This window comes from Microbispora sp. NPDC088329 (assembly GCF_040685655.1).
Lineage (GTDB): Bacteria > Actinomycetota > Actinomycetes > Streptosporangiales > Streptosporangiaceae > Microbispora.
On sequence record NZ_JBFBIP010000003.1, the window covers coordinates 460,385 to 482,095 of the forward strand.

Annotated in this window: 19 protein-coding genes; 16 read left to right on the forward strand and 3 right to left on the reverse strand. The window is 74.3% G+C overall.

The genetic code is table 11. From position 1 onward, the window contains the following. Positions 1-100 precede the first annotated feature (100 nt). The gene (locus AB0O28_RS09550; RefSeq protein ID WP_363638135.1) at positions 101-1,813 is read left to right on the forward strand and encodes a pentapeptide repeat-containing protein; all 1,713 of its coding nucleotides are present in this window, start codon (positions 101-103) and stop codon (positions 1,811-1,813) included. Between the two features lie 70 nt (positions 1,814-1,883). On the opposite strand, the gene AB0O28_RS09555 is transcribed toward AB0O28_RS09550, so the two are convergent. Next, positions 1,884-2,483, reverse strand: coding sequence for a hypothetical protein (locus AB0O28_RS09555; protein WP_363638137.1), 600 nt, complete (start codon positions 2,481-2,483; stop codon positions 1,884-1,886). Between the two features lie 205 nt (positions 2,484-2,688). Between AB0O28_RS09555 and AB0O28_RS09560 the strand changes: the two genes are divergently transcribed. The 7 genes from AB0O28_RS09560 to AB0O28_RS09590 all read left to right on the forward strand — a co-directional run bounded on the left by AB0O28_RS09560 (position 2,689) and on the right by AB0O28_RS09590 (position 10,041). Continuing rightward, entirely contained in the window at positions 2,689-3,573 is an 885-nt protein-coding gene (locus AB0O28_RS09560; protein ID WP_363638139.1) for an ABC transporter substrate-binding protein, read from the forward strand. Next, positions 3,564-4,553, forward strand: a complete 990-nt coding sequence (locus AB0O28_RS09565) for an amino acid ABC transporter permease (protein ID WP_363638141.1) — start codon at positions 3,564-3,566, stop codon at positions 4,551-4,553. Before AB0O28_RS09560 ends, AB0O28_RS09565 begins: the two co-directional genes overlap by 10 nt. A gap of 17 nt (positions 4,554-4,570) precedes the next feature. Continuing rightward, entirely contained in the window at positions 4,571-5,323 is a 753-nt protein-coding gene (locus tag AB0O28_RS09570; RefSeq protein WP_363638406.1) for an amino acid ABC transporter ATP-binding protein, read from the forward strand. Then, complete coding sequence (locus tag AB0O28_RS09575; protein WP_363638143.1) at positions 5,320-6,927, forward strand: D-aminoacylase; 1,608 nt, start codon at positions 5,320-5,322, stop codon at positions 6,925-6,927. Before AB0O28_RS09570 ends, AB0O28_RS09575 begins: the two co-directional genes overlap by 4 nt. A 37-nt stretch (positions 6,928-6,964) precedes the next feature. Continuing rightward, on the forward strand, positions 6,965-7,804 hold the full coding sequence (locus AB0O28_RS09580) for a serine hydrolase (protein WP_363638145.1): 840 nt from the start codon (positions 6,965-6,967) through the stop codon (positions 7,802-7,804). A 162-nt stretch (positions 7,805-7,966) separates the two neighbouring features. Then, the gene (locus AB0O28_RS09585) at positions 7,967-8,878 is read left to right on the forward strand and encodes a LysR family transcriptional regulator (RefSeq protein ID WP_363638147.1); all 912 of its coding nucleotides are present in this window, start codon (positions 7,967-7,969) and stop codon (positions 8,876-8,878) included. 263 nt (positions 8,879-9,141) lie between these two features. Then, positions 9,142-10,041, forward strand: coding sequence for an FAD-dependent oxidoreductase (locus AB0O28_RS09590; protein ID WP_363638149.1), 900 nt, complete (start codon positions 9,142-9,144; stop codon positions 10,039-10,041). 84 nt (positions 10,042-10,125) lie between these two features. Here AB0O28_RS09590 and AB0O28_RS09595 read toward each other — a convergent pair whose 3' ends face one another. Beyond that, positions 10,126-10,593 carry an SPW repeat protein gene (locus AB0O28_RS09595; RefSeq protein ID WP_363638151.1) on the reverse strand — a complete coding sequence of 156 codons (468 nt, stop codon included), beginning with the start codon at positions 10,591-10,593 and terminating at the stop codon, positions 10,126-10,128. A 227-nt stretch (positions 10,594-10,820) separates the two neighbouring features. Here AB0O28_RS09595 and AB0O28_RS09600 point away from each other — a divergent pair, with 227 nt between their 5' ends. Beyond that, positions 10,821-11,738: a DMT family transporter gene (locus AB0O28_RS09600; RefSeq protein ID WP_363638153.1), complete on the forward strand. Its 918-nt coding sequence runs from the start codon at positions 10,821-10,823 to the stop codon at positions 11,736-11,738. Here AB0O28_RS09600 and AB0O28_RS09605 read toward each other — a convergent pair. Then, complete coding sequence (locus AB0O28_RS09605) at positions 11,650-12,843, reverse strand: hypothetical protein (protein WP_363638155.1); 1,194 nt, start codon at positions 12,841-12,843, stop codon at positions 11,650-11,652. The two genes, AB0O28_RS09600 and AB0O28_RS09605, sit on opposite strands and share 89 nt — an antisense overlap. 131 nt (positions 12,844-12,974) lie before the next feature. On the opposite strand from AB0O28_RS09605, the gene AB0O28_RS09610 reads away from it, so the two are divergent. The 7 genes from AB0O28_RS09610 to hpnH all read left to right on the forward strand — a co-directional run bounded on the left by AB0O28_RS09610 (position 12,975) and on the right by hpnH (position 21,704). Continuing rightward, positions 12,975-13,772, forward strand: a complete 798-nt coding sequence (locus AB0O28_RS09610; RefSeq protein WP_363638157.1) for a polysaccharide deacetylase family protein — start codon at positions 12,975-12,977, stop codon at positions 13,770-13,772. 171 nt (positions 13,773-13,943) lie between these two features. Further along, positions 13,944-14,795 (forward strand): squalene synthase HpnC, encoded by an 852-nt coding sequence (hpnC, locus tag AB0O28_RS09615; protein ID WP_363638159.1) that lies wholly within the window; start codon positions 13,944-13,946, stop codon positions 14,793-14,795. Beyond that, complete coding sequence (locus AB0O28_RS09620) at positions 14,770-15,810, forward strand: squalene/phytoene synthase family protein (RefSeq protein WP_363638161.1); 1,041 nt, start codon at positions 14,770-14,772, stop codon at positions 15,808-15,810. The genes hpnC and AB0O28_RS09620 overlap by 26 nt, the downstream gene beginning before the upstream one ends. Beyond that, positions 15,807-17,243: a hydroxysqualene dehydroxylase HpnE gene (gene hpnE, locus AB0O28_RS09625; RefSeq protein ID WP_363638163.1), complete on the forward strand. Its 1,437-nt coding sequence runs from the start codon at positions 15,807-15,809 to the stop codon at positions 17,241-17,243. Before AB0O28_RS09620 ends, hpnE begins: the two co-directional genes overlap by 4 nt. Next, positions 17,240-19,153, forward strand: coding sequence for a squalene--hopene cyclase (gene shc / locus AB0O28_RS09630; protein WP_363638165.1), 1,914 nt, complete (start codon positions 17,240-17,242; stop codon positions 19,151-19,153). The genes hpnE and shc overlap by 4 nt, the downstream gene beginning before the upstream one ends. Next, positions 19,150-20,700 (forward strand): 4-hydroxy-3-methylbut-2-enyl diphosphate reductase, encoded by a 1,551-nt coding sequence (gene ispH / locus AB0O28_RS09635; protein WP_363638167.1) that lies wholly within the window; start codon positions 19,150-19,152, stop codon positions 20,698-20,700. Before shc ends, ispH begins: the two co-directional genes overlap by 4 nt. Continuing rightward, complete coding sequence (hpnH, locus tag AB0O28_RS09640) at positions 20,700-21,704, forward strand: adenosyl-hopene transferase HpnH (protein WP_363638169.1); 1,005 nt, start codon at positions 20,700-20,702, stop codon at positions 21,702-21,704. The genes ispH and hpnH overlap by 1 nt, the downstream gene beginning before the upstream one ends. Positions 21,705-21,711 lie beyond the last annotated feature (7 nt).

Here is a 21,711-nt window from a genome sequence, read left to right on the forward strand (position 1 = left end):
GCCGCCCGCGGGCACGGCGTCGATCACGCGGCGGACACACACTGTTACCTATCCATCACGCTTTAATGTCCCGAGACGGGACATCGGGTATGACGTTGCCATGACACCCCGGTCGCGGATCGCTCCGCTCGACGTGGTCTGGAGAACGTGCGACGCCATGCCCGAGTGCCTGGGCGTCGCCCAGGAGCCGTACGGCAGGTGCCTGGCGCACCTCACCCCGGCCGAGACGGCCGAGGTGCTGCGGAGCCTGACGCCCGGCCAGGCTCTCGACCTGCGCGGCACCCTCCTGCCTGAGGACCTGCTCGCGCGGGTCCTCGACGGCGTTGAGGGCCGCCTGGGCAGGGCGAGGTTCGACCGGGCGGTCTTCACCGGCCCGGCCCGCTTCGGCGAGGTCGTCTTCGCCGGCGACGCGACCTTCGGCCACGCCAGGTTCGACCGTCTCGCCTCGTTCTACGGCGCCCGGTTCCTCCGCAACGTCTCCTTCCGGGATGCGCGGTTCCTGCGGGAGTTGTCCCTGCATGACGCGCGGGTGTGCGGTCACGCCACGTTCGACCACGTCACGGTGCGCGGCGACGCCCTGTTCGGTGAGGCGCGGTTCGGGGAGACACGGTTCGGGGCGGGGCCGTTCGGCGCCCCGCCGGCCGGGGAAACCGCGACCGAGCCGTCCCGGGACGCGCAGTTTCCGCGAGCGTCGTTCCCGAGCGCGGGGAACACGTCGTTCCAGGAAGCAGGGAACGCGTCGTTCCAACAGACGGGGAACGCGACGTTCCAACAGACGGGGAACGCGACGTTCCGGCAGGCGGGGAACGCGTCGTTCCAGCACGCGCAGTTCCACGGGTTCGCCGTGTTCGACGGGGCCGCCTTCCATGGAGACGCCTGCTTCCGCGGCGCCCGGTTCCACCGGGCCGTCTCCTTCCGCGGCTCGGATTGCGCAGCGAGCGCCGAGTTCCAGCACGCCCGCTTCGAGGGGGCGGCCTACCTCGGCCCGATGCGGATCGTGCGGCGTCTGTCGCTGGCGGGCGTACGGGCCTGCGCGCCGCTGCACCTCGACACCGGCGGGTGCCGGGTGGTGCTGCGCTCGGCGGCCGTCCTCGGCCGGCTCGCCGCGCGGCTGTCGGACGCCGAGGTCGACCTGCGGGACGCGACGCTCGCCGGGCCCGCGGCCGTCGCGCGGCGCGCGGGCCGGCTGCGGGTGACCTCGCTCGACGGCCTCGACGCGGGCGCGCTCACGCTGACCGGGGCCGACCTGCGCGCGTGCGGCCTCGGCGGGCTGCGCCGTCCCGAGGGCCTGCGCCTGCGGGAGTGCCTGTTCGCCGCGCCCCCTGGCGGGCTCGGGCTGCGCCTGGGCTGGCCGCCCGTCCGGTGGTGGAGCCGCCGCCGCGTCATCGCCGACGAGCACCTGTGGCGGGGATGGCCGGCGCAGGGGGTGGACGGGCCTTCCGCCGGTCCTGCCGGGGATCGGGCGTCCGATCCGGCGCGCCTGGCGGTCCTGTACGAGCGGTTGCGGCCGGGCGTCGACGACGCGCGCGTGGCGGACGACTTCGCGTTCGGCGCGATGGAGATGCGGCGGCTGGGCAGCCCGCGCGGCCGGGCCCGGATGCTCCTGTCGCTGTACTGGCTCGCCTGCGGGTACGGCCTGCGCGCGGGGCGGGCCCTGGGGTGGCTCACGCTGGTGGCGGCTCTCGCCGTGGGCGCGGTGTGCTGGACCGCCGTGGCGCGTCCGGCGGGCAAACCGAACGTCCAGCGTGCCCGGGTCGCGGTCGTACGGCCCGCGGCGTCCGCGTCCCGCCCGGCCCACGGGCTGGGCGGCTGAGAGCCGGGGCAAGCGCCGCGCCGGCCGGCTCCCGATCCCTGCGGCGGAGCGGGCGGGCAGGCGTTCCCGGTCAGCTCCAGGTGGCGTTCTTGAGCAGGCCGGACAGTTCCTTGTGGTCCCACAGGTCCGCCACCAGGATCTTCGAGGTCGGCAGGAACCACTCCCGCTGCGTGAACCTCACCTTGCGCCCGGAACTGCCCTGCGGCTCGCAGTAGTCGCGCCAGGCCGTGTACTTGGCCGTGTGCCCCCGCCCGGCCTGCCGTAGCCCCTTCGAACCGGCCCTGTCCGCGAACACCACGGGGGTGAGCCCGCCGAAGGGACACGAAGGCTGCGCGAGCGTGGGGATGTACTGGGTCTTGCCGGTGTATCCCCAATAGCCCAGTGTCTTGGGGCCGACCAGCCAGAAGCCCTTGCAGTCGCCGTAGAAGTACTCGGGATCGGCGCACGCACCGGTGATCACCCTGACCGTGTCCGCGTAGCGGCGCACCTTCCAGGCGGACGGGATCCTCAGGTTCATGCCGCGGAAGGAGAGGGCCGCGGTCCCGCGGGCCTGCGGGGCCGCGGCGACCGGCGAGGCCCCGGCCGGCGCCGCCGCGGCCGGGGCGGCGACGGGAACGGCCAGCATGGCGACGGCGGACAGGGCGGCCAGAGCAGACGATCTTTTCCTCATGTGCGGAACGTAACGATCGCAACTTGTGGGTCACTTGCAGTCGGCTGGGTGTGGCGCCGTTCCCGGTCGCCGCGTCACGAGGAAGGACACCACCGGGCGGAGCGTCGAAGACTTCGATGCTCAGGACCGCAAGCGTTCACGATTGTTACAGCCGTTACCTCCTGTCGTCAGCATAAGCTCAATCGTTCGCAAAACAGGAGGTTCCATGACAAAGCGCCTATATATGGCCATAGCTGGCGCGCTGGTCGTGTCGGCGCTCGCCGGCGGCTGCGGGCGTTCGTCGTCGGGGGCCGCCGCGGGCGACAACGCGGCGGCCACGACGGGCAAGACCGCCAAAGACCTGGTTCCCGAGGACGTGCGCAAGACGGGCACGCTGCGGGTCGCCACGTCCGAGGGCTACCCCCCGATGGAGATGTACAAGGAGGGCACCCAGGAGCTCACCGGCGTCGACCCCGACCTCGGCGCGGCCATCGCGGCCAAGCTCGGCCTGAAGTTCTCGATCACCAACGCGGCCTTCGACGGGCTCATCCCCGGCCTTCAGGGCGGGCGCTGGGACTTGGTGATGTCCTCGATGAGCGACACCGAGGAGCGGCGCGCGGCGGTCGACTTCGTCGACTACTTCAACGCCGGCGGCGCCATCATGGTGAAGAAGGGCAACCCCGACGGGATCAAGAACCTCGAGGACCTGTGCGGCCGCACGGTGGTGCTGGCCAAGGGCAGCTCCAACCTCGCCATCGGCGAGAAGCAGAACGAGAAGTGCGCCACCAAAATGAAGATCATGCAGAGTGAGGACGCGCCCACCGGCCTGCTCTCGATCGACTCCGGGCGCGCCGCCGCGACGATCGTCGACTACCCCGTCGCCGTCATGTACGCCAAGGACACCGGCAAGTACGACGTGCTGCCCGACCAGTACGACGCCGGGCCGTGGGGCATCGCCGTCGACAAGCGCAAGACGGCGCTGCGTGACGCGGTCGCCAAGGCGATGGAGGAGCTCCAGGCCGACGGCGGCTACACGGCCGTGCTCGACAAGTACGGCGTGACGGCCAACGCCGTCGACGGCGTGCTGGTCAACACCCAGCCGTGGAAGTGACCCGGGAGCAGGCGGCCGGCGCCGAGCTGCCGATCGAGGCCGTGCGCCCCGTACGGCCCGGCAGGTGGCTGGGGGCGGCCGTCGCCCTCCTCTTCCTCGTCTGGCTGGCCTACACGGTCATCGTCAACGAGAACCTGCACTGGGACGTGATCGTCGCCTACCTGGGCGACGGCAGGATCCTCGGCGGCCTGTGGGTGACGATCCAGCTCACCGTGCTGTCCATGGCCATCGGCCTGGCGCTGGGCGTGCTGGCCGCCGTCATGCAGCTGTCGGACAACCCCATGCTGCGCGGCACCTCCGCGCTCTACACGTGGTTCTTCCGCGGCACGCCGCTGCTGGTGCAGCTCATCTTCTGGTTCAACATCGGGCTGGTCTTCCCCACCTTCGCGATCGGCGTGCCGTTCGGCGGGCCCAAGCTGATCGAGTGGCAGGCGAACGCCGTCATCACGCCGTTCACCGCCGCGCTGCTCGGCCTGGCGATCAACGAGGGCGCGTACATGGCGGAGATCGTCCGTGCGGGCATCCGCTCGGTCGACCCGGGCCAGCGGGAGGCGGCCGAGTCGCTCGGCATGTCGCACCGGCAGGTCCTGCGCCGCGTGGTGCTGCCGCAGGCCATGCGGGTGATCATCCCGCCGACCGGCAACCAGTTCATCTCGATGCTGAAGACCACCTCGATGGTCTCGGTGATCGCCGGGGCCGAGCTGCTGACCGTGGCGCAGCGCATCTACCTCGGCAACTTCGAGGTCATCGCGATGCTCGTGGTCGCCTCGATCTGGTACGTCGTGCTCACCACCATCGCGAGCGTCGGCCAGCACTTCGTCGAGAAACGGTTCGAGCGCGGCCATGTGCGGCTGTCCTCCCGGGTCCGCCGCAACCTGTCCCCGCCGCTGCCGTCCAAGGAGTCCCGGTCGCCCGAGGAGTCCCAGTCGAAGGAGCCCCTGCCGTCGAAGGAGTCCCCGTCGTCGAAGGAGTCGCGGTGAACGCGCAGGACCAGCCGATGGTGCGCATCCGCGCGGTCCGCAAGCGCTTCGGCTCGCTGGAGGTGCTCAAGGGCATCGACCTCGACGTCCCCGCGGGCGAGGTGGTGTGCGTCGTGGGCCCGTCGGGGTCGGGCAAGTCGACCCTGCTGCGCTGCGTCAACCGCCTGGAGACGATCGACTCGGGCCGGATCTGGGTGAACGGCGAGCTGATGGGCTACGCCGAGCGCGGCGGCCGGCTGCACGCGCTGCGCCCGGCCGAGCTGTCCCGGCAGCGGCGCGGCATCGGCATGGTGTTCCAGCGCTTCCACCTGTTCCCGCATCGCACCGCGATCGAGAACGTGATGGAGGGGCCGGTCACCGTGCTGGGCACGCCCGCCGCACAGGCCAGGCGGCAGGCGCAGGAGCTGCTGGAACGCGTCGGCCTGGCCGACCGGGCCCACCACTACCCGGCCCAGCTGTCCGGCGGCCAGCAGCAGCGGGTGGCCATCGCCCGCAGCCTCGCCATGCGGCCCAGCCTCATGCTGTTCGACGAGCCGACCAGCGCGCTCGACCCCGAGCTCGTGCAGGAGGTGCTGGCCGTGATGCGGGATCTCGCGGCGACCGGCATGACCATGATGGTCGTCACCCACGAGATGAACTTCGCCCGCGAGGTCGGCGACCAGCTGGTGTTCATGGACGACGGCGTCGTCGTCGAGCGCGGCGACCCGCGCGAGGTGCTCGCGGCGCCCCGCCACGAGCGGCTGCGCGCCTTCCTCGGGCAGGTCCAGTGAACGGCTTCGACCTGGTCGTCCGGAACGGTCTGCTGGTCGACGGCACCGGCCGCCCCGGCAGGCCCGCCGACGTCGGGATCGCCGCCGGGCGGCTGACCGTGCTGGCCCCGGGCGAGGCCCCCCTTACGGGCACGGCCGAAGTGATCGACGCGCGCGGACGCGTGGTCTCGCCCGGCTTCATCGACGTCCACACGCACTCCGACGGCGTCACGCTGCTCGGCCCGTCCGGCGGCGGCTCCACGCTGGTGCGGGCGTCGGTGCTGCAGGGCGTGACCACCGAGATCTGCGGCAACTGCGGGTCCAGCCTGTTCCCGGCCCTGCCGGAGCGGCTGCCCGCCATGCGGGCCGAGACGCGGATCACCTTCGGCGGCGACGTCGGCGCGTACGCCGACTTCGCGGGCTTCACCGCCGCGCACGCCGGGGTGCCCCGGGCCAACCACCTGGCCTCGCTCGTCGGGCACGGCACGCTCCGGGCGGGCGTGCTCGGCCCCGTGGACCGGCCCGCCCGGCCCGGCGAGCTGCGCACGATGTGCGCGTTGCTCGACGCCTCGCTGGCGCAGGGGGCGGCCGGGCTGTCCACCGGCCTGATCTACACCCCGGGTTCGTACGCCGGCACCGACGAGGTCGTGGCGCTGGCGGCGGTGGCCGCCCGGCACGGCAAGCCGTACGTCACCCACCTGCGCGACGAGATGTCGCGCGTGGAGGAGGCGCTGGAGGAGGCGATCGAGATCTCCCGGCGCAGTGGCGCGGCGCTGCACGTCTCGCACCACAAGACCGCCGGCCGGTACGCCTGGGGCCGCACCGAACGCACGCTGCCGCGCATCGCCGCGCTGCGCGCCGAGGGCATGGACGTCACCTGCGACGTCTACCCCTACACGGCGGGCAGCACGGCGCTGGCCGCCATGCTGCCGCCCTGGGCGAACGACGGCGGCCTGGGGGCGCTGACGGCGCGGCTCGGCGATCCGGGGCAGCGGGACCGGATGCGCCGTGCCATCGCGGAGGGCGTGCCCGGCTGGGAGAACACGGTCGGCAACGGCGGCTGGGACCGCATCTCCGTGGCGTGCGCGCCCCGCCACCCGCGGACCGAGGGCAGGACCATCGCCGACCTCGCGGCCGCCGCGGGCGCCGACCCCCTCGACGTGGCCGCCGATCTGCTGGTGGCCGAGGCCGGCGAGGTGACGATCATCAGCCACTCGATGGTGGAGGAGGACGTGCGCCGGGTGCTGGCCGCGCCGTACGCGATGATCGGCTCGGACGGCGTGCCGAAGCCGGGCGGGCGTCCGCATCCGCGATGGGCCGGGACGTTCCCGCGGGTGCTCGGCCGCTATGTCCGGGAGCTGGGGCTGCTCGGCCTGGAGGAGGCGGTGCACAAGATGACCGGGATGGCCGCGGCGCGGTTCGGGCTGACCGGCCGCGGTGTGATCCGCGACGGCGCGCACGCCGACCTGGTGGTCTTCGACCCCGCGGCGGTGGCCGACCTGGCGACGTTCACCGAGCCGCTGCTGCCGCCCTCGGGGATCGACGCGGTCGTCGCCGGCGGCGAGGTCGTGGTCCGCGACGGCGAGGAGACCGGCGCCCGCCCGGGTGCGGTGCTGGCCCTGTGAGAGGGACTGTGAGAGGGCCTGGGGAAGGGATGACGTCATGAGCGGGAAGGACACCGGCGGCGTGGGCGGGACGGACTCCCGTGCGCCGGGGGCGGTGCGGCTGGAGGAGGCCGCGGCCGACTGCCCGGGCACGCTGGCCGTCTGCGTGCCCGGGGTGCTCGGCCTGAACGAGGACGCCGTGCTGCCGCTGGCCAGCACCGGCAAGGTGCTGCTGCTCGCGACGCTCGCCCAGGACGTGGCGGCGGGCGTCGTGGACCCGGCCGAGCCGGTGACGCTGCTCGACGAGGACTACGCGAGCGGGTCGGGCCTGCTGACCGATCTTTCGGCCCGCGTCTGGACGATCGGCGACCTCGCGCTGCTCACCGCCTCCGTCAGCGACAACACCGCGACGAACGCGTTGCTGCGGCGGCTCGGGCTCGGCCGGGTGGACGCGGCCGCCGCCGCGCTCGGGCTGGCCGTGACCCGGATCCACGACACGATCCGCGAGCCGCGGCTGCCCGAGCACCCGCCGGCGTTCGCGAGCGGCACGGCACGCGAGCTGGCCGGGCTCATGCGGTCCCTGGCGTACGGCCGAGAGCCGTGGCAGCGGCTGCTGCTCGGCTGGATGGCGCACAACACCGACCGCGCGCTGGTGCCCGCGCTGCTCCCGCACGAGCCCGAGGACCGCGACCCGCCGGTGGCCCTGCCGTACGCCGCCGGGGTGTGGGTGGCGAACAAGACCGGCACGGACGCCGGGACGCGGGCCGACGTGGGCGTCATGGCCGGGGCGCGATGGGAGGGCTACGCCGTGCTCGCGCACGGACCGGCGGGCCGCGAGCACGGCCTGGTGCAGGCGATCCGGCAGGCGGGCCTCGCCGTCGCCGCCACCGTCCTCTAGGAAGTGTCCCGGCTCGATCTCCAACGTGTGCGTCTCCCGGGCGAAACCGTCGATGGTGTACACCCTCTGCCCCCACGGCGGTGCCGTCGGAGCACGTCAGGGAGGGGGCGATGAAATGTCCACCGGCTCGGTCCATGCTGAATGGAGCCGATACTTGGGGGCATGCTCAGCAGTCACCGCCTCAAGGTGCTCCTGGAGGTCTTCAGGACCGGGAGCATCGCCGGAGCCGCCAAGAACCTGCGGCTGTCGCCGTCCGCCGTCTCCCACCAGCTCGCCCGGCTGGAGGAGGAGGCGGGGGTCGGGCTGGTGGAGCGGGCCGCGCACAGCCTGCGGCTGACCGCGGCGGGCCGCCGCCTGGCCGGGCGGGCCCAGGAGGTGCTCGACCTTATCGAGTCCGCCGAGAAGGACCTGCTCGCGCAGGCGCGGGCGGACGCCGGGCAGCTGCGCATCGGGTTCTTCGCCTCGGCCGGCTACCGGCTGCTGCCGATGGCGCTGTCGTCCTTCACGGCCCGCCACCCGGGCGTCGAGCTCGATCTGGTGCTCGGGCAGCCGCACGAGTTGCTGCCCGACGTGGAACGCGGCGAGCTGGACGTTCTCGTCGTGTTCGAGCACGCGCTGGATCCCTGGAAGGCGCCCAAGGGCGTCGAGGTCGTCCACCTGTTCGACGAGCCGCAGCTCCTCGTCATGCCCCTCGGCCACCCCGTGGGGCACCGGCCCCGTGCCCGGCTGACCGACCTGGCCGACGAACCGTGGATCACCACGTTCGGCACCGAGACCCCGGTGTCGGTGCTGGAGCGTGCCAGTGCCCTGGAGGGGTTCACGCCCACCATCCGCTGCCGCAGCGACCACTACGAGGTGACGCTCGGCCTGGTGCGGGCCGGGCTCGGCGTGGCCCTCGTGCCGAGCCTCGGTGTGCAGGGCGCCGCGGGCATCCAGGCGTGTCAGGTGGAGGGGCCCAAGCTCTACCGGCGGATCGGCGCCGCCCTGCGCCCCACCAATCCCAATCCCGCCCTGCGCGCGTTCGCCGACTACCTCAGGGACGCCTCGGCCCGGCTCAGCGTCACCCTCCGATGAGCCGTCGGGCTGCGGGGCGGGGATCTCACGTCCCGGTCCCGGTGTGATCCGATTGACACACTGTCAAAATTGTCCGCTCTTGGGGTGATGAGTGAGGCTGGCGGCTCGCCGCGTGTCACGGACATGCTCGTCGGCGGCGGGAGAACAGCCGCGGCGAACAGCGGCAAACAGCCGGGCGAGCACCACGGCAGAGACACAGCGCAGAGACACAGCGCAAAGACACGGCGCCAAGACACAGCGCAAAGACGGGGCGGAGTGATCACGTGCGGTGCACGATAGTCGGGGCCGGCGCCTGGGGCCTGTCCGCCGCGGCCGAGCTGGCCGCGCGGGGCCACCGGGTCACGCTCGTGGAACGCCACGGAATCGGCAACGCGCTGTCCTCCTCCCGCGGACCGACGCGGCTGTGGCGGCTGGCCGACCCCGATCCGCTGAAGGTCCGGCTGTCCCTGCGTGCCCGGGACACCATGCGGCGGCTGGAGCGTCTCACGGCGGAGACGCTGCACCTGCGCCGGGGACTGCTGTGGCGGGACGGGGAGTCGCTGGTCCGTCTCACGGCCGCGCTGCACGCCGCGCACCTGCCCTTCACCGAGGTGGAGGCGGCCGACGTCGGCCGGTTCTTTCCCGGCATGGCGGGCGACGGCCGCGACGCGGTGTTCCAGGCGGACGCGGGCGTGGTGCTCGCCGAGGCCTACCTGGCCGCGCAGGCGGAGCGGTTGCGGGCGAACGGCGGACGCGTGCTCGCGGGCGAGGCGGTCGCCGTGGACGCCGCCGCCCTCCGCCCGGCCGTCCGGCTGGCCGACGGCACCACGCTGACCGGAGACACGGTCGTGGTCGCCGCGGGGCCGGGCACTCCCCCGCTGCTCGCCTCTCTGGGCGTGACGGCGTCGCTCAGGCCGTACCTCGAACAGGTGGTCCACTACGCCGGGATCGAGCCGTCCGCGCGGGTGCCCGGCCTGATCGACGGACCCGTCCCCGGCGGCCCCGGTCTGTACGCCATGCCCACCCCCGGCGTCGGCTACAAGGCCGGGCTGGACGTGCCACTGCGGCCGCTCCTGCCGGGCGACGACACTGTGGCCTTCTCCCTGGCGCGCCTGCGCGCGTTTCCCGGCGACGCCGGCCGGGCTCCGACCGCCCTCGGGCAGGGGAGCCCCCAAGGCGGCTGATCGTCCGCGTTCCGGCCAAGGACGTGCGGCGGGTGAAGCGAGCGGTGCCCGGCCCGCCTCATGGCGGGCCGGGCACCGGTTCCGTCACCAGTTGCCGAGCCTGCGCGCGCTGCGCTCGCCCCGCTCGTGCCGGCGGAACGCCATCGCCATCGCCAGCGCGGCGGCTCCCAGCACAAAGGTCACGACGCCGATGGCCACGTTGTTCCAGATGGTCGTCGCCGTGGCCTCACGTCCCGCGCGCAGCACAAAGGGCGAGATGATCGCCCAGACGGCGAGCAGCGGGAGCAGCCACCCCACTCCGTGGGTGCGGCCGAAGGCGGACGCGAGCCCGAGAGCGAGGGCGCTGATCACGAGACCGGTGATCAGATTGTTGACGGTCATGCCCCGGAATCCGAAGAACCCGACGATCCACGGCGAGAGGGCCAGATAGAGCCCGGCCAGGAAGGCCAGCCCTTCCAATACCTGGGCGGGGGCCGTCGAGCCCGCCCGGTCGTAGGTCTGGCGCAGTTCGGCGACGTCGGGATGACGCTCGAGGCCGGTGGGTCCTACCATGTCTGGTTCCGCCTTTCCTGCTGCGTGCGTTTGTGCCGACGGCCATACCCCCCAAACTCCCGGCATTCTCGAATCTGATTAATAATTGCGTGCTAATTCGGAAATAGAGAGATAAATACGTTTCGCAGCGTCTAAGGCGACATGCGGCGGGCGTCGCAGGGGAGGTTAGCGGTAGGGCCTCGAGCGAGAGAGCCCGCGAAGAGAGGCCGGAGACGGGGCGCTGGGTCATGATCGCTGTTGTCCTGGCGGTGCTCGCGGCGGCGGCCAACGCCGTCGCTTCCGTGCTGCAGCGCCGGGCCGCCCGCAGCGCCCCGGCCGACGAGGCGTTCCGGGCCGGCCTGATCTGGGACCTCGTCCGCCGGCCCGCATGGCTGGGCGGCATCGCCGCGCTCATCGCCGGCTTCCTGCTGCAGGCCGCCGCCCTGACCTCCGGAGGGCTCGCGCTCGTCCAGCCCCTGCTGGTCGCGGAACTGCCGATCACGATGCTCGTGGCGGGCTGGATGTTCCGGGTTCGCGTCACCCCTCAGACGTGGCTGGCCATCGGCGCGCTGACGGCGGGCCTGGCCGGGTTTCTCGCGGCGGCGTCACCCACCCCGGGCGACCGGCTGCCCGGCCTGCTGACCTGGGTGATCTCGGCGGGCGTGACCGCCGGGCTCCTCGCCGGCTGCGTCGCCGCCGCGATCGCCGCCGACGGGCCCGCCCGGGCGGTGCTGCTCGGGGCCGCCGCGGGTCTCGGATTCGCCTACACAGCCGTCCTGATGAAGCGCACGGTGGAGGACCTGCCGGCGGGCGTGCGGACGCTCGCCGGCTCCTGGTCGCTGTACGCCATGGTGGCCGCCGGCCTGTGCAGCCTGTTCCTGTTGCAGAACGCCCTGCACAGCGGTCCGCTCGTCGCCGTGCAGCCCGCGCTGACCGTGACCGACCCCGTGGCCAGCACCGCGTACGGCGTGGCGATGTTCGGTGAGGACATCCGCACCGGCCCGTGGGTGCTGCCCGAGCTGTCGGGCATGGCCCTCATCCTGTACGGCAGCGTGCTGCTGTCGAGATCCGCGCCGATCAGGGAGCAGGCGCGCATGGCCGGGGCACGGCGTCACCCGGGAGCGGAAGGCCCGGGAGAAGAAGGGACTCGGCCGGCGCCGTGGTGAACAGGGCGGCCGCCCGCGCGGTGAGCGCGGCCCGCCCGGGCAGGCCGGGTTCGAGCCGGTCGAGCGCCCTGAGCAGGTCCGCGCGGCGGCGCGCGTGGACGCTCACCCCGGCACGCGCCATCGCGAGCACCCCGTCCCCGCCGTGACCCGCGATGGGCCGGTAGGTGACGACAGGCACCCCCGCCGCGAACGCCTCCCTGCAGGTCAGTCCGGCGGCGTTGTCGACCAGCGCGTACGCCGAGGCGAGCAGGCCCGCCAGGTCGTCCCGCCAGCCGAGGGCGGCGCCCGCCCCGGCGCCGCCGAGCAGACGGCCGAGCCGGCGGCGCAGCCGTTCGTTGCGCCCGCACAGCACGACGGGTGCGTACCGGCCGGAACGGGCCAGGGTCCGGGCGGTCTCCGCGACCCGGCCGACTCCCCAGGATCCCGCGCAGACGAGCACGATCCGATCGCCGTCGCGCAGGCCGATCCGGGCCCGGACGTCCGCCGCGCCGGCCCGGACCCCGGGCGCCCCGGGCCCCGGCACCCCGGCCCCCGGCGCCGCGAACCCGGGGCGGACGATCGGGGCGCACCGGAAGGCCGGGCGGCCGACGGCGGCCGTCACGGCGAGGGCGGTGGCCGCGTCCGGGCACAGGTAGCGGTCGTTGCCGGGGTGCAGCCACAGGCGGTGCACGGCGAAGTCGGTCAGCACGACCACGCTCGGCACCGCGAGCCGCCCCCGCGCCCGCAAGTGCCCGGCGGCCTGCGCGGCCACGTGGAAGACGGGCACGACCACCGAGGGCCGCAGACGGCGCACCACCCGGGCCAGCCCGGCAGCGGCCACCACCGTCAGCGGCGAGGTGGAGGGGGCCCGGCGCGAGACGAAGAAGACGCGGTAGACCAGCGCGTACAGCCACGGCGCCCGCAGCATCACCCCGCGGTACCACCACCGCATCAGCGCGCCCAGCCGCAGCGGCAGCAGGGCGAGCACGTCCACGGTCTCGGCACGCGCGCCGATGGCGGCCAGACGGCGGGCCAGCTCCGCGGCCACGGCGTCGTGGCCCGCTCCCATCGAGGCGCTGACGATGAGCACCGTCCCCACGGGCGGCGCGGGCGCTGCTGTCGTCATGGCCCTCCTTCCCCGGCAGGCCGTGTGGAGCCCCGGTGGCGACCGACGGACACTGGACAGGCACTGGGCGACATTGAAGGAACCGAACGGACACGGGAAGGCGCCGGAGTCTCCACACCATGGAGGGTCGATTGAGACATCACGCGCTCGTCGCCGCCGGCCTTACTTTGCTCCACGCCGGGCCGGGGGCGACCTGGCTGCCCCCGGTCCGCCGCCTGCTGCCGTCCCTCGCGGGCGAGGGCGATCCCGGGCACGTGGCGCTGACCTTCGACGACGGGCCGGACCCGCGGTCGACCCCGCTGTTCCTGGACGAGCTGGACCGGCTCGGGTGCCGGGCGACTTTCTTCCTCCTCGGCGAGATGCTCGACCGCCATCCCGAGGTCGGGCGGAGCATCGCGCGCGCAGGTCACGAGGTGGCCGTGCACGGCTGGCGGCACGACAACACGCTGGTCACCCGGCCGGGCAGGGTCGCGGCGGAGATGGGCGGGGCCGTGCGCCTCGTCACCGCCGTCACCGGCATACGCCCCTCGTGGTACCGCCCGCCGTACGGGGTGCTGAGCGCCGAGGCGCTGCTCGCGGCCCGATGGCACGGCCTGCGGCCGGTCCTGTGGACGGCCTGGGGCCGGGACTGGACGGAACGGGCCACGCCGGAATCGGTGCTCAGCACCCTGGAGCCCGGTCTGCGCGGCGGGGCGACGCTGCTGCTGCACGATTGCGACCACACCTCCGCCCCGGATTCCTGGCGCTCGGCGCTGGGCGCGCTCGCCGGCGTGGTCGGCCGCTGCCGCGCCGCCGGGCTCCGTGTCGGACCGCTCGGCGCCCACGGCGTCGGCCGCCCGCACACGTCCCGGACCGGGGTTGTACCCGGCGGCGCGCGGCCGCACCGGCTTCCGGTCCGGGCAACTCTTTACCCGCGGCCGGAAGTGTGAAGTCCGGGGAAAAGAGCCGCGCGTTCCCGCCGTTGTTCTCGACCGTGTTTTTGCCGTTCTCTCCGGGCGCCGCCTGCTCGTGTACGCCGCTTTTCCTCCGGGGTTGCCCACGTAAAACACCTGCCCGCTCTGTCCGGGTTTGTGGCGAATTGCGGTGGAGATTCTTCAGGCATGTCCGCAGCGGACGTACGCGACGCCGCGCGCCGGGAGAACTTCCCGGTGGCCTCCCGCCTGCTGCCGCGCGCGTACCGCCGCGACCTGATCGCGGTGTACGGCTTCGCCCGCTACGTCGACGACGTCGGCGACGAGGCGGATTCCGCCCATCGGCCCGCCCTGCTCGACGCGGTGGAGGCCGACCTCGGCCGCCTGTACGCCGGGGGGAGCCCGCGGCTGCCCGCCGTACGCGCGCTGGCGCCGTTGGTCACCGGGCGGAGCGTGCCGAGGGCGCCCTTCCTCCACCTCGTGGAGGCCAACCGGCGCGACCAGGTGGTGCGGCGCTACGACACCTTCGGGCAGCTGCTGGCCTACTGCGAGCTGTCCGCCAACCCGGTCGGCCGGATCGTCCTGCACGTCTTCGGCGTGGCCACCGACGAGCGGGCGCGGCTGTCGGACCGCATCTGCTCCGCGCTGCAGGTGATCGAGCACTGCCAGGACGTGGGTGAGGACCACGCCCGCGGCCGCGTCTACCTGCCCGCCGAGGACCTGCGCAGGTTCGGCTGCCGCGAGGCCGACCTCGCCGCCTCCCACGCCTGCCCGCGGCTGCGCCGGGCGGTCGCCCTGCAGGCCCGCCGCGCCGCCACCCTGCTGGACGAGGGCATGCCGCTGCTGGAGACGCTGAGCGGCTTCGCGCGTACCGCGGTCGCCGGCTACGTCGCGGGCGGCCGGGCGGCGCTCGCGGCGCTGGATCGCGGCCGGCACGACGTCCTCGGCCGGGCGGTCCGCGCGCGCCGCCGCGCGGTGCTGAGCGAATGGGTGCGCGTGCTGAAGGAGGTGAACGGTGACGGTTCCCGGCGCGATTCCTGATCCCGCTCCCGACCGCCCGCCCGGCCCCACGCCGCGTAGCGTGGGCGACGACCCGACCGCCCGCGCGCTGCGCCCCGTCACGCCCATTTCCGAGCCGGTGCCCGGGCCGATGCCGGTGCTCGTGCCTGTGCCGGTGGCCTACCGGTACTGCGAGCGCGTCGTGCGCGCCCGGGCGCGCAACTTCGCCTACGGAATCCGCCTGCTGGCCCCGCCGAAGCGCCGCGCGCTCAGCGCGCTGTACGCCTTCGCCCGCAGGATCGACGACATCGGCGACGCGGCCGGGCCGGTGAACGCGCGGCTGTCGGCGCTGGAGGAGGCGCGCGCTGGCCTGCGGGCGCCGGGGCCGGATCCCGCCGACCCCGTGCTGGTGGCCCTGCGCGACACCGCCACGCGCTTCCCCGTCCCGCTGGAGGCGTTCGAGGAGCTGATCGACGGATGCGCCGCCGACGTGGCGGGCGCGTGCTACCAGTCGTACGAGGACCTCGTCGGCTACTGCAGGGAGGTCGCCGGGTCGATCGGGCGGCTGTCTCTCGGCGTGTTCGGCCTCGCCTCCGGGGTGGACGGACGCGACGGCGCCGGAGGAGGGACGCTGCGGCGCGCGGCGCGGTTCGCGGACTCCCTCGGGGTCGCGCTTCAGCTCACCAACGTGCTCAGGGACCTGCGGGAGGACCGTTGCGCGGGCCGGGTGTATCTGCCCGCCGACGACCTGCGCAGGTTCGGCTGCACGCTCGACCTGGACGGGTCCGGGGACTTCGCCGACCCGCCCGAGCGGCTGGCACGGCTCATCCGGTACGAGGCCGGGCGGGCGCTCGGCTGGTACGCCGAGGGGTTGCGCCTGATCCCGCTGCTCGACCGGCGCAGCGCCGCCTGCACCGCGGCGATGGCGGGCATCTACCGGCGCCTGCTCGCCCGCATCGCCGCCGACCCGGGCCGGGCGCTGGACGGACGCGTGTCGCTCACGCCGTGGGCGAAGGCGATGGTCGCGGCGCGGGCGATCGTGGGGGCGGGCCCATGAACGGCCCCGTGAACGGCCCGATGAACGGCATGGGCAACGACCCGCTGAACGGCATGGGGAGCGGGGCCGTCCCGCCCGTGGCGGTAGTGGGCGGCGGCCTCGCCGGCATCACCGCGGCCCTCGCGCTCGCGGAGGCCGGCTGGCCGGTGACTCTCTACGAGGCCAGGCCGAGGCTCGGCGGGGCCACCCACTCCTTCGCCAGGGGCGGCCTGACGGCTGACAACGGGCAGCATGTCTTCCTGCGCTGCTGCACCGCCTACCGCGGGCTGCTCGACCGGCTCGGCGGGACCGGGCGGGTGCGCCTGCAGGAGCGCTTCGACGTGAGCGTGCTCACTCCGCACGGCAGACGGGGACGGCTGCGCCGGTCCGCGCTGCCCGGGCCGCTCCATCTGCTGCCCGCGCTCGCGGGCTACCGCCTGCTGTCCCCCGCCGACCGGCTGCGCGCGGTGCGCGGCGCGCTCGCGCTGCGCGGGCTCGACCCGGCGGAGCCCGCCCTCGACCGGGCCGCGCTCGGCGGCTGGCTGGCCGCCAACGGCCAGCGGGAGAGCGTACAGCGGGCGCTGTGGGACCTGTTCGCGGTGGCCGCGCTCAACATCCCGTCCGAGGAGGCGGCGCTGGGGCCGGCGGCGATGGTCTTCAGGACGGCGCTGCTGGGCCGCGCCGACGCCGCCGACATCGGCGTGCCGTCCGTGCCGCTCGGCGACCTGCACGGCGGCGCCGCGCTTTCGGCCATCGCCCGGCTGGGCGGCGAGGTGCGGCTGGCGGCGAAGGTCGACGGGGTGCTGCCGTCTCCGCCGGGCCCGAACGGACCGTCGATCCTCGTGGGCGGCCGGCACGTCGAGGCGGCGGCCGTCGTCGTCGCCACCCCGCACGGGCAGGCCGCGCGGCTCGTGCCGGCCGAGGCCGCGCCGGACCGGGACGCCTGGGCGCGTCTCGGCGCGAGCCCGATCGTCAACGTGCACGTCGTCTACGACCGGCCGGTCACCCGGCTGCCGTTCGCCGCGGTCGTCGGTTCGCCGGTGCAGTGGATCTTCGACAGGACCGCGGCGGGCGGGCTCACGCGCGGCCAGTACCTGACGGTCTCGGTGTCGGCGGCGCGGCACTGGATCGACGTGCCGACCGCCGTGATGCGGGAGGTGTTCCTGCCCGAACTGGAGCGGCTGCTCCCGGCCGCGCGGGAGGCGCGGGTCGTGGACCTGTTCATCACCAGGGAACGGCGGGCGACCTTCCGGCAGGTCCCGGGAAGCGGCGGGCTGCGCCCCGGCGCGGCCACCCGGTGGCCGGGGTTGTTCCTCGCCGGCGCGTGGACCGACACGGGCTGGCCCGACACGATGGAGGGAGCCGTGCGCAGCGGACTCCAGGCGGCCCGCCTCGTCAGGCGGCATCTCGAGCGGATCTCGGCACGGGAGTGGGCACGGGAGTGGGCGCCGTGACCGCGGTCGCCACCGGCGCCGCCCGCGCCGCGACCGCCCTGGCGGCGGCCCGCGACCACCTGCTCGGCCTGCAGACGCCCGAGGGGTGGTGGAAGGGCGAGTTGCAGACCAACGTGACCATGGACGCCGAGGACCTTCTGCTGCGCGAGTTCCTGGGCGTGCGGACCGCGCAGGAGACCGCCGAGGCCGCCCGGTGGATCAGGTCGCAACAGCGCGAAGACGGCACCTGGGCCAACTTCCACGAAGGACCCGCCGACCTGTCCACCAGCGTCGAGGCGTACACCGCGCTGCGACTCGCGGGCGACCCGCCTTCCGCGCCGCACATGCGGGCCGCGGCGGCGTACGTGCGCGGGGCCGGCGGCGTCGAGTCGGCCCGGGTCTTCACCCGGATCTGGCTCGCGCTGTTCGGCCTCTGGCGGTGGGAGGACCTGCCGGTCATCCCCCCGGAGATCATGTTCCTGCCGCCGTGGTGCCCGCTCAACGTGTACGACTGGGCCTGCTGGGCGCGGCAGACCATCGTCCCGCTCACGATCGTGACCGCGCACCGGCCGGTCCGCCCGCTGCCGTTCGGCCTGCCGGAGCTGCGCGGTGACATTTCAGGCCCGGACAACTCAGGCCGGGACATCACCGGCGGGCAGGTGGCGCGGCGGGGCCCGCGCACCGGCTGGGACGCCGTGTTCGCGGCCCTCGACCGCGCCCTGCACCGCTACGAGCGCCGCCCGGTGGCCGGACTCCGCCGCGCCGCGCTGAGGCGGGCCGCCGAGTGGGTCGTGGCCCGGCAGGAGGCCGACGGCTCGTGGGGCGGCATCCAGCCTCCCTGGGTCTACTCGCTGATCGCCCTGAGCCTGAGCGGGTACGGCCTGGACCATCCCGTCATGCGCGCCGGCCTGGCCGGGCTGGACAGGTTCACCATCAGGGAGAACGGCACGCGCAGGCTGGAGGCGTGCCAGTCGCCGGTCTGGGACACCGCGCTCGCGATGACCGCCCTCCTCGACGCCGGCCTGCCCGGCGACCATGCCGCGCTGACCCGGGCGGGCGAGTGGCTGCTACGGGAGGAGATCCGGGGACCGGGCGACTGGATGGTGCGGCGCCCCGGCCTCGCGCCGGGCGGCTGGGCCTTCGAGTTCGACAACGACGGCTATCCCGACGTCGACGACACCGCGGAGGTGATCCTCGCGCTGCGCCGCTGGGGCCGGCCCGACGCCCGGCCGGCCGTCGAGAGGGGGCTGCGCTGGATGGCCGGGATGGCCTGCCGCGACGGGGGTTTCGCCGCCTTCGACGCCGACAACACCCGCGAGCTGTGCCTGCGGCTGCCGTTCTGCGACTTCGGGGCGGTCATCGACCCGCCTTCGGCCGACGTGACCGCGCACGTGGTCGAGGCGCTCGCCGCCGAGGGCCTGGCCCGCTCCCCCGTCGTCCGGCGCGCCGTGATGTGGCTGCTGCGGGCGCAGGAGCCCGACGGCTCCTGGTTCGGCAGGTGGGGGGCCAACCACGTGTACGGCACCGGGGCGGTGCTGCCCGCCCTCGCGGCGGCCGGGGTGCCGCCCGGCGCCCCCGCCGTACGGCGGGCCGTGGCCTGGCTGGAGGCGTGTCAGCACCCCTGCGGCGGCTGGGGCGAGGACATGCGCTCCTACCGCGACCCCGCCTGGATCGGGCGGGGCGAGCCGACCGCCTCGCAGACGGCCTGGGCCCTCATCGGCCTGCTCGCCGCCGGGGAGCGTGGCCGGGCGGTGGACAGAGGGGCGGCCTGGCTGGCCGGCAGCCAGCGCCCGGACGGCACGTGGGACGAGCCGCACTACACCGGGACGGGCTTTCCCGGCGACTTCTTCATCAACTACCACCTCTACCGGCTCGTCTTCCCGGTCAGCGCGCTCGGCCGCTACCTGCGGGCGCAGGAGGGGACGTCATGAAAGACCTGATCGTGTGCACCGCGCTGGGGATGGAGGCCCGGGCCGTCGCCCGTGGCCTGCGGTCTCGGCCGGATCTCGGGGACGGCCATCCGCGTGTCCGGGTCGTCCGGATCGGCATGGGCCCGGACCGGGCGGCGAGGGCGGCGGCCCTGCTCCCGCCGGCCGCCGCCCTCGCCGTCACCGGCTTCGGCGGGGCCCTGCACGACGGCCTGCGTCCCGGGGACGTGCTCGTCGCCACCGAGGTCCGCTCCGGCGGCCGGGTCTGGCCGTGCCCGTCTGCCCCGCTGCTGGCGGGAGAACTCACCCGCGCCGGGCTGCCCGCCCGCACCGGCCCGCTCGTCACCTCGCCGGGGATGGTGACGGGCCGCGACCGGCTCGTCCTGGCCCGCGCGGGCGCCTCCGCCGTCGACATGGAGAGCGCTCCCCTTGCGGCGGCCGCGGGCGGGCGGCCGTTCGCGGCGGTGCGGGTCATCGTGGACACCCCCGACGCTCCCCTGCTGAACCTCGCCACCCTGGCCGGCGCGGTCGCCGCGCGGCGCACGCTGGCCGCGATCGGCCCGATCCTGGCGCGGTGGGCGGCGGCCTTGGGTCCCCGCCGGGTCCTGCTCGCGTCACCCCGCTCGTTCTGCGCCGGGGTCGAGCGGGCCATCGAGATCGTGGAGCGCGCGCTGGACCGGTTCGGCGCGCCCGTGTACGTGCGCAAGCAGATCGTGCACAACGTCCACGTCGTACGCGACCTCGAGCGGCGCGGCGCGGTGTTCGTCGACGACCTGGCCGAGGTGCCGGAGGGCGCGGTGACCGTCTTCTCCGCGCACGGCGTGGCGCCCGCCGTGCGGGAGGAGGCGGCACGACGCCGGCTGCGCGTCGTCGACGCGACGTGCCCGCTGGTCGCCAAGGTCCACGCGGAGGCCCGCAGGTTCGCCGCGCGGGGCGACCTCGTCGTGCTGATCGGCCACGCCGGGCACGAGGAGGTCGAGGGCGTGCTCGGGGAGGTGCCCGGCGCGGGTGTGCTGGTCGAGGACGAGGCAGGGGTGGCGGACGCGGTGGAGAACGTGCCGCCGGGGCGCGGGGTCGCCTACCTGACCCAGACCACGCTGGCGGCCGACGAGGCCGGGCGGGTGTCTGCGGCGATACGGCGCCGCTTCCCCGACGCCGAGGGGCCGCGCGGCGACGACATCTGCTATGCGACGACCAACCGGCAGCACGCGGTGCGGGCCGTCGCCGCGGAGGCCGACCTGGTCCTGGTCGTCGGCTCGGCCAACTCGTCCAACGCCCTGCGCCTCACCGAGGTCGCCGCCCGCGCCGGCCGCGCGTCCCGATGTGGCGGGGCGCCGCCCGCCCACCTCGTCGACGGTCCCGGCGACGTCGCGCTCGACTGGCTGCGCGGCGCGCGGACGGTCGGGCTGACGGCCGGGGCGTCCACCCCCGGCGCGATGGTGGACGCCGTCGTGGCCGCCCTCGGCGGGCTCGGGCCGCTGGAGGTGGAGGAACGACGGGTGACCGAGGAGAACGTCGAGTTCACGATGCCGAAGGAGGTGCGGCCCTGATGCCGATGCCCGTACGCCAGAGCCTGCGCGTGGGCGCGTACATCCTGGCCCAGCGGCTGCGCCGGCGGGAGAGGTTCCCGCTGCTGGTCGAACTTGAGCCGTTGTTCGCGTGCAACCTGAAATGCGCGGGCTGCGGGAAGATCCAGCACCCGGCCGGCGTGCTGAAGCAGCGCATGCCGGTCGAGCAGGCGGTGGCCGCCGTCGAGGAGTGCGGCGCCCCGATGGTGTCGATCGCCGGCGGGGAACCGCTCATGCACCCCCAGATCGGGGAGATGGTCGAGGAGCTGGTGGCGCGCAGGAAGTACGTCTTCCTGTGCACCAACGCGCTGCTGATCCCGCGCAAGATCGACCGGTTCGCGCCGTCGCCGTACTTCGCCTGGGCGGTCCACATCGACGGCCTGCGCGAGCGGCACGACGCGTCGGTGTGCAAGGAGGGCGTGTTCGACGAGGCGGTCGCGGCGGTGCGCGAGTGCCAGAGGCGCGGCTTCCGCGTCACCACCAACACCACGTTCTTCGCCGGGGACAGCCCGCGCACCGTGATCGAGGTGCTCGACTTCCTCAACGACGACCTGCGTGTCGACCAGATGATGATCTCGCCGGGGTACGCCTACGAGAAGGCGCCCGACCAGGACTGCTTCCTGGGGGTGCGGCAGACGCGCGAGCTGTTCCGCGCCGCGTTCGCGGGCGGCAACCGCAGGCGCTGGCGGTTCAACCACTCGCCGCTGTTCCTCGACTTCCTGGAGGGGAGGACCGACTTCCCCTGCACGGCCTGGGCGATCCCGTCCTATTCGGTGTTCGGCTGGCAGCGGCCCTGTTACCTGATGGCCGACGGCTACGCGAAGACCTACCGGGAGCTGGTCGAGGAGACCGACTGGAGCTCCTACGGCCGGGGGCGGGACGCGCGCTGCGCCAACTGCATGGCGCACTGCGGTTACGAGCCGACGGCGGTCTTCGCCACCCTCGGCTCGCTGCGCGAGTCCCTGCGCGCGCTGCGCGGCGGCTGACGATCAC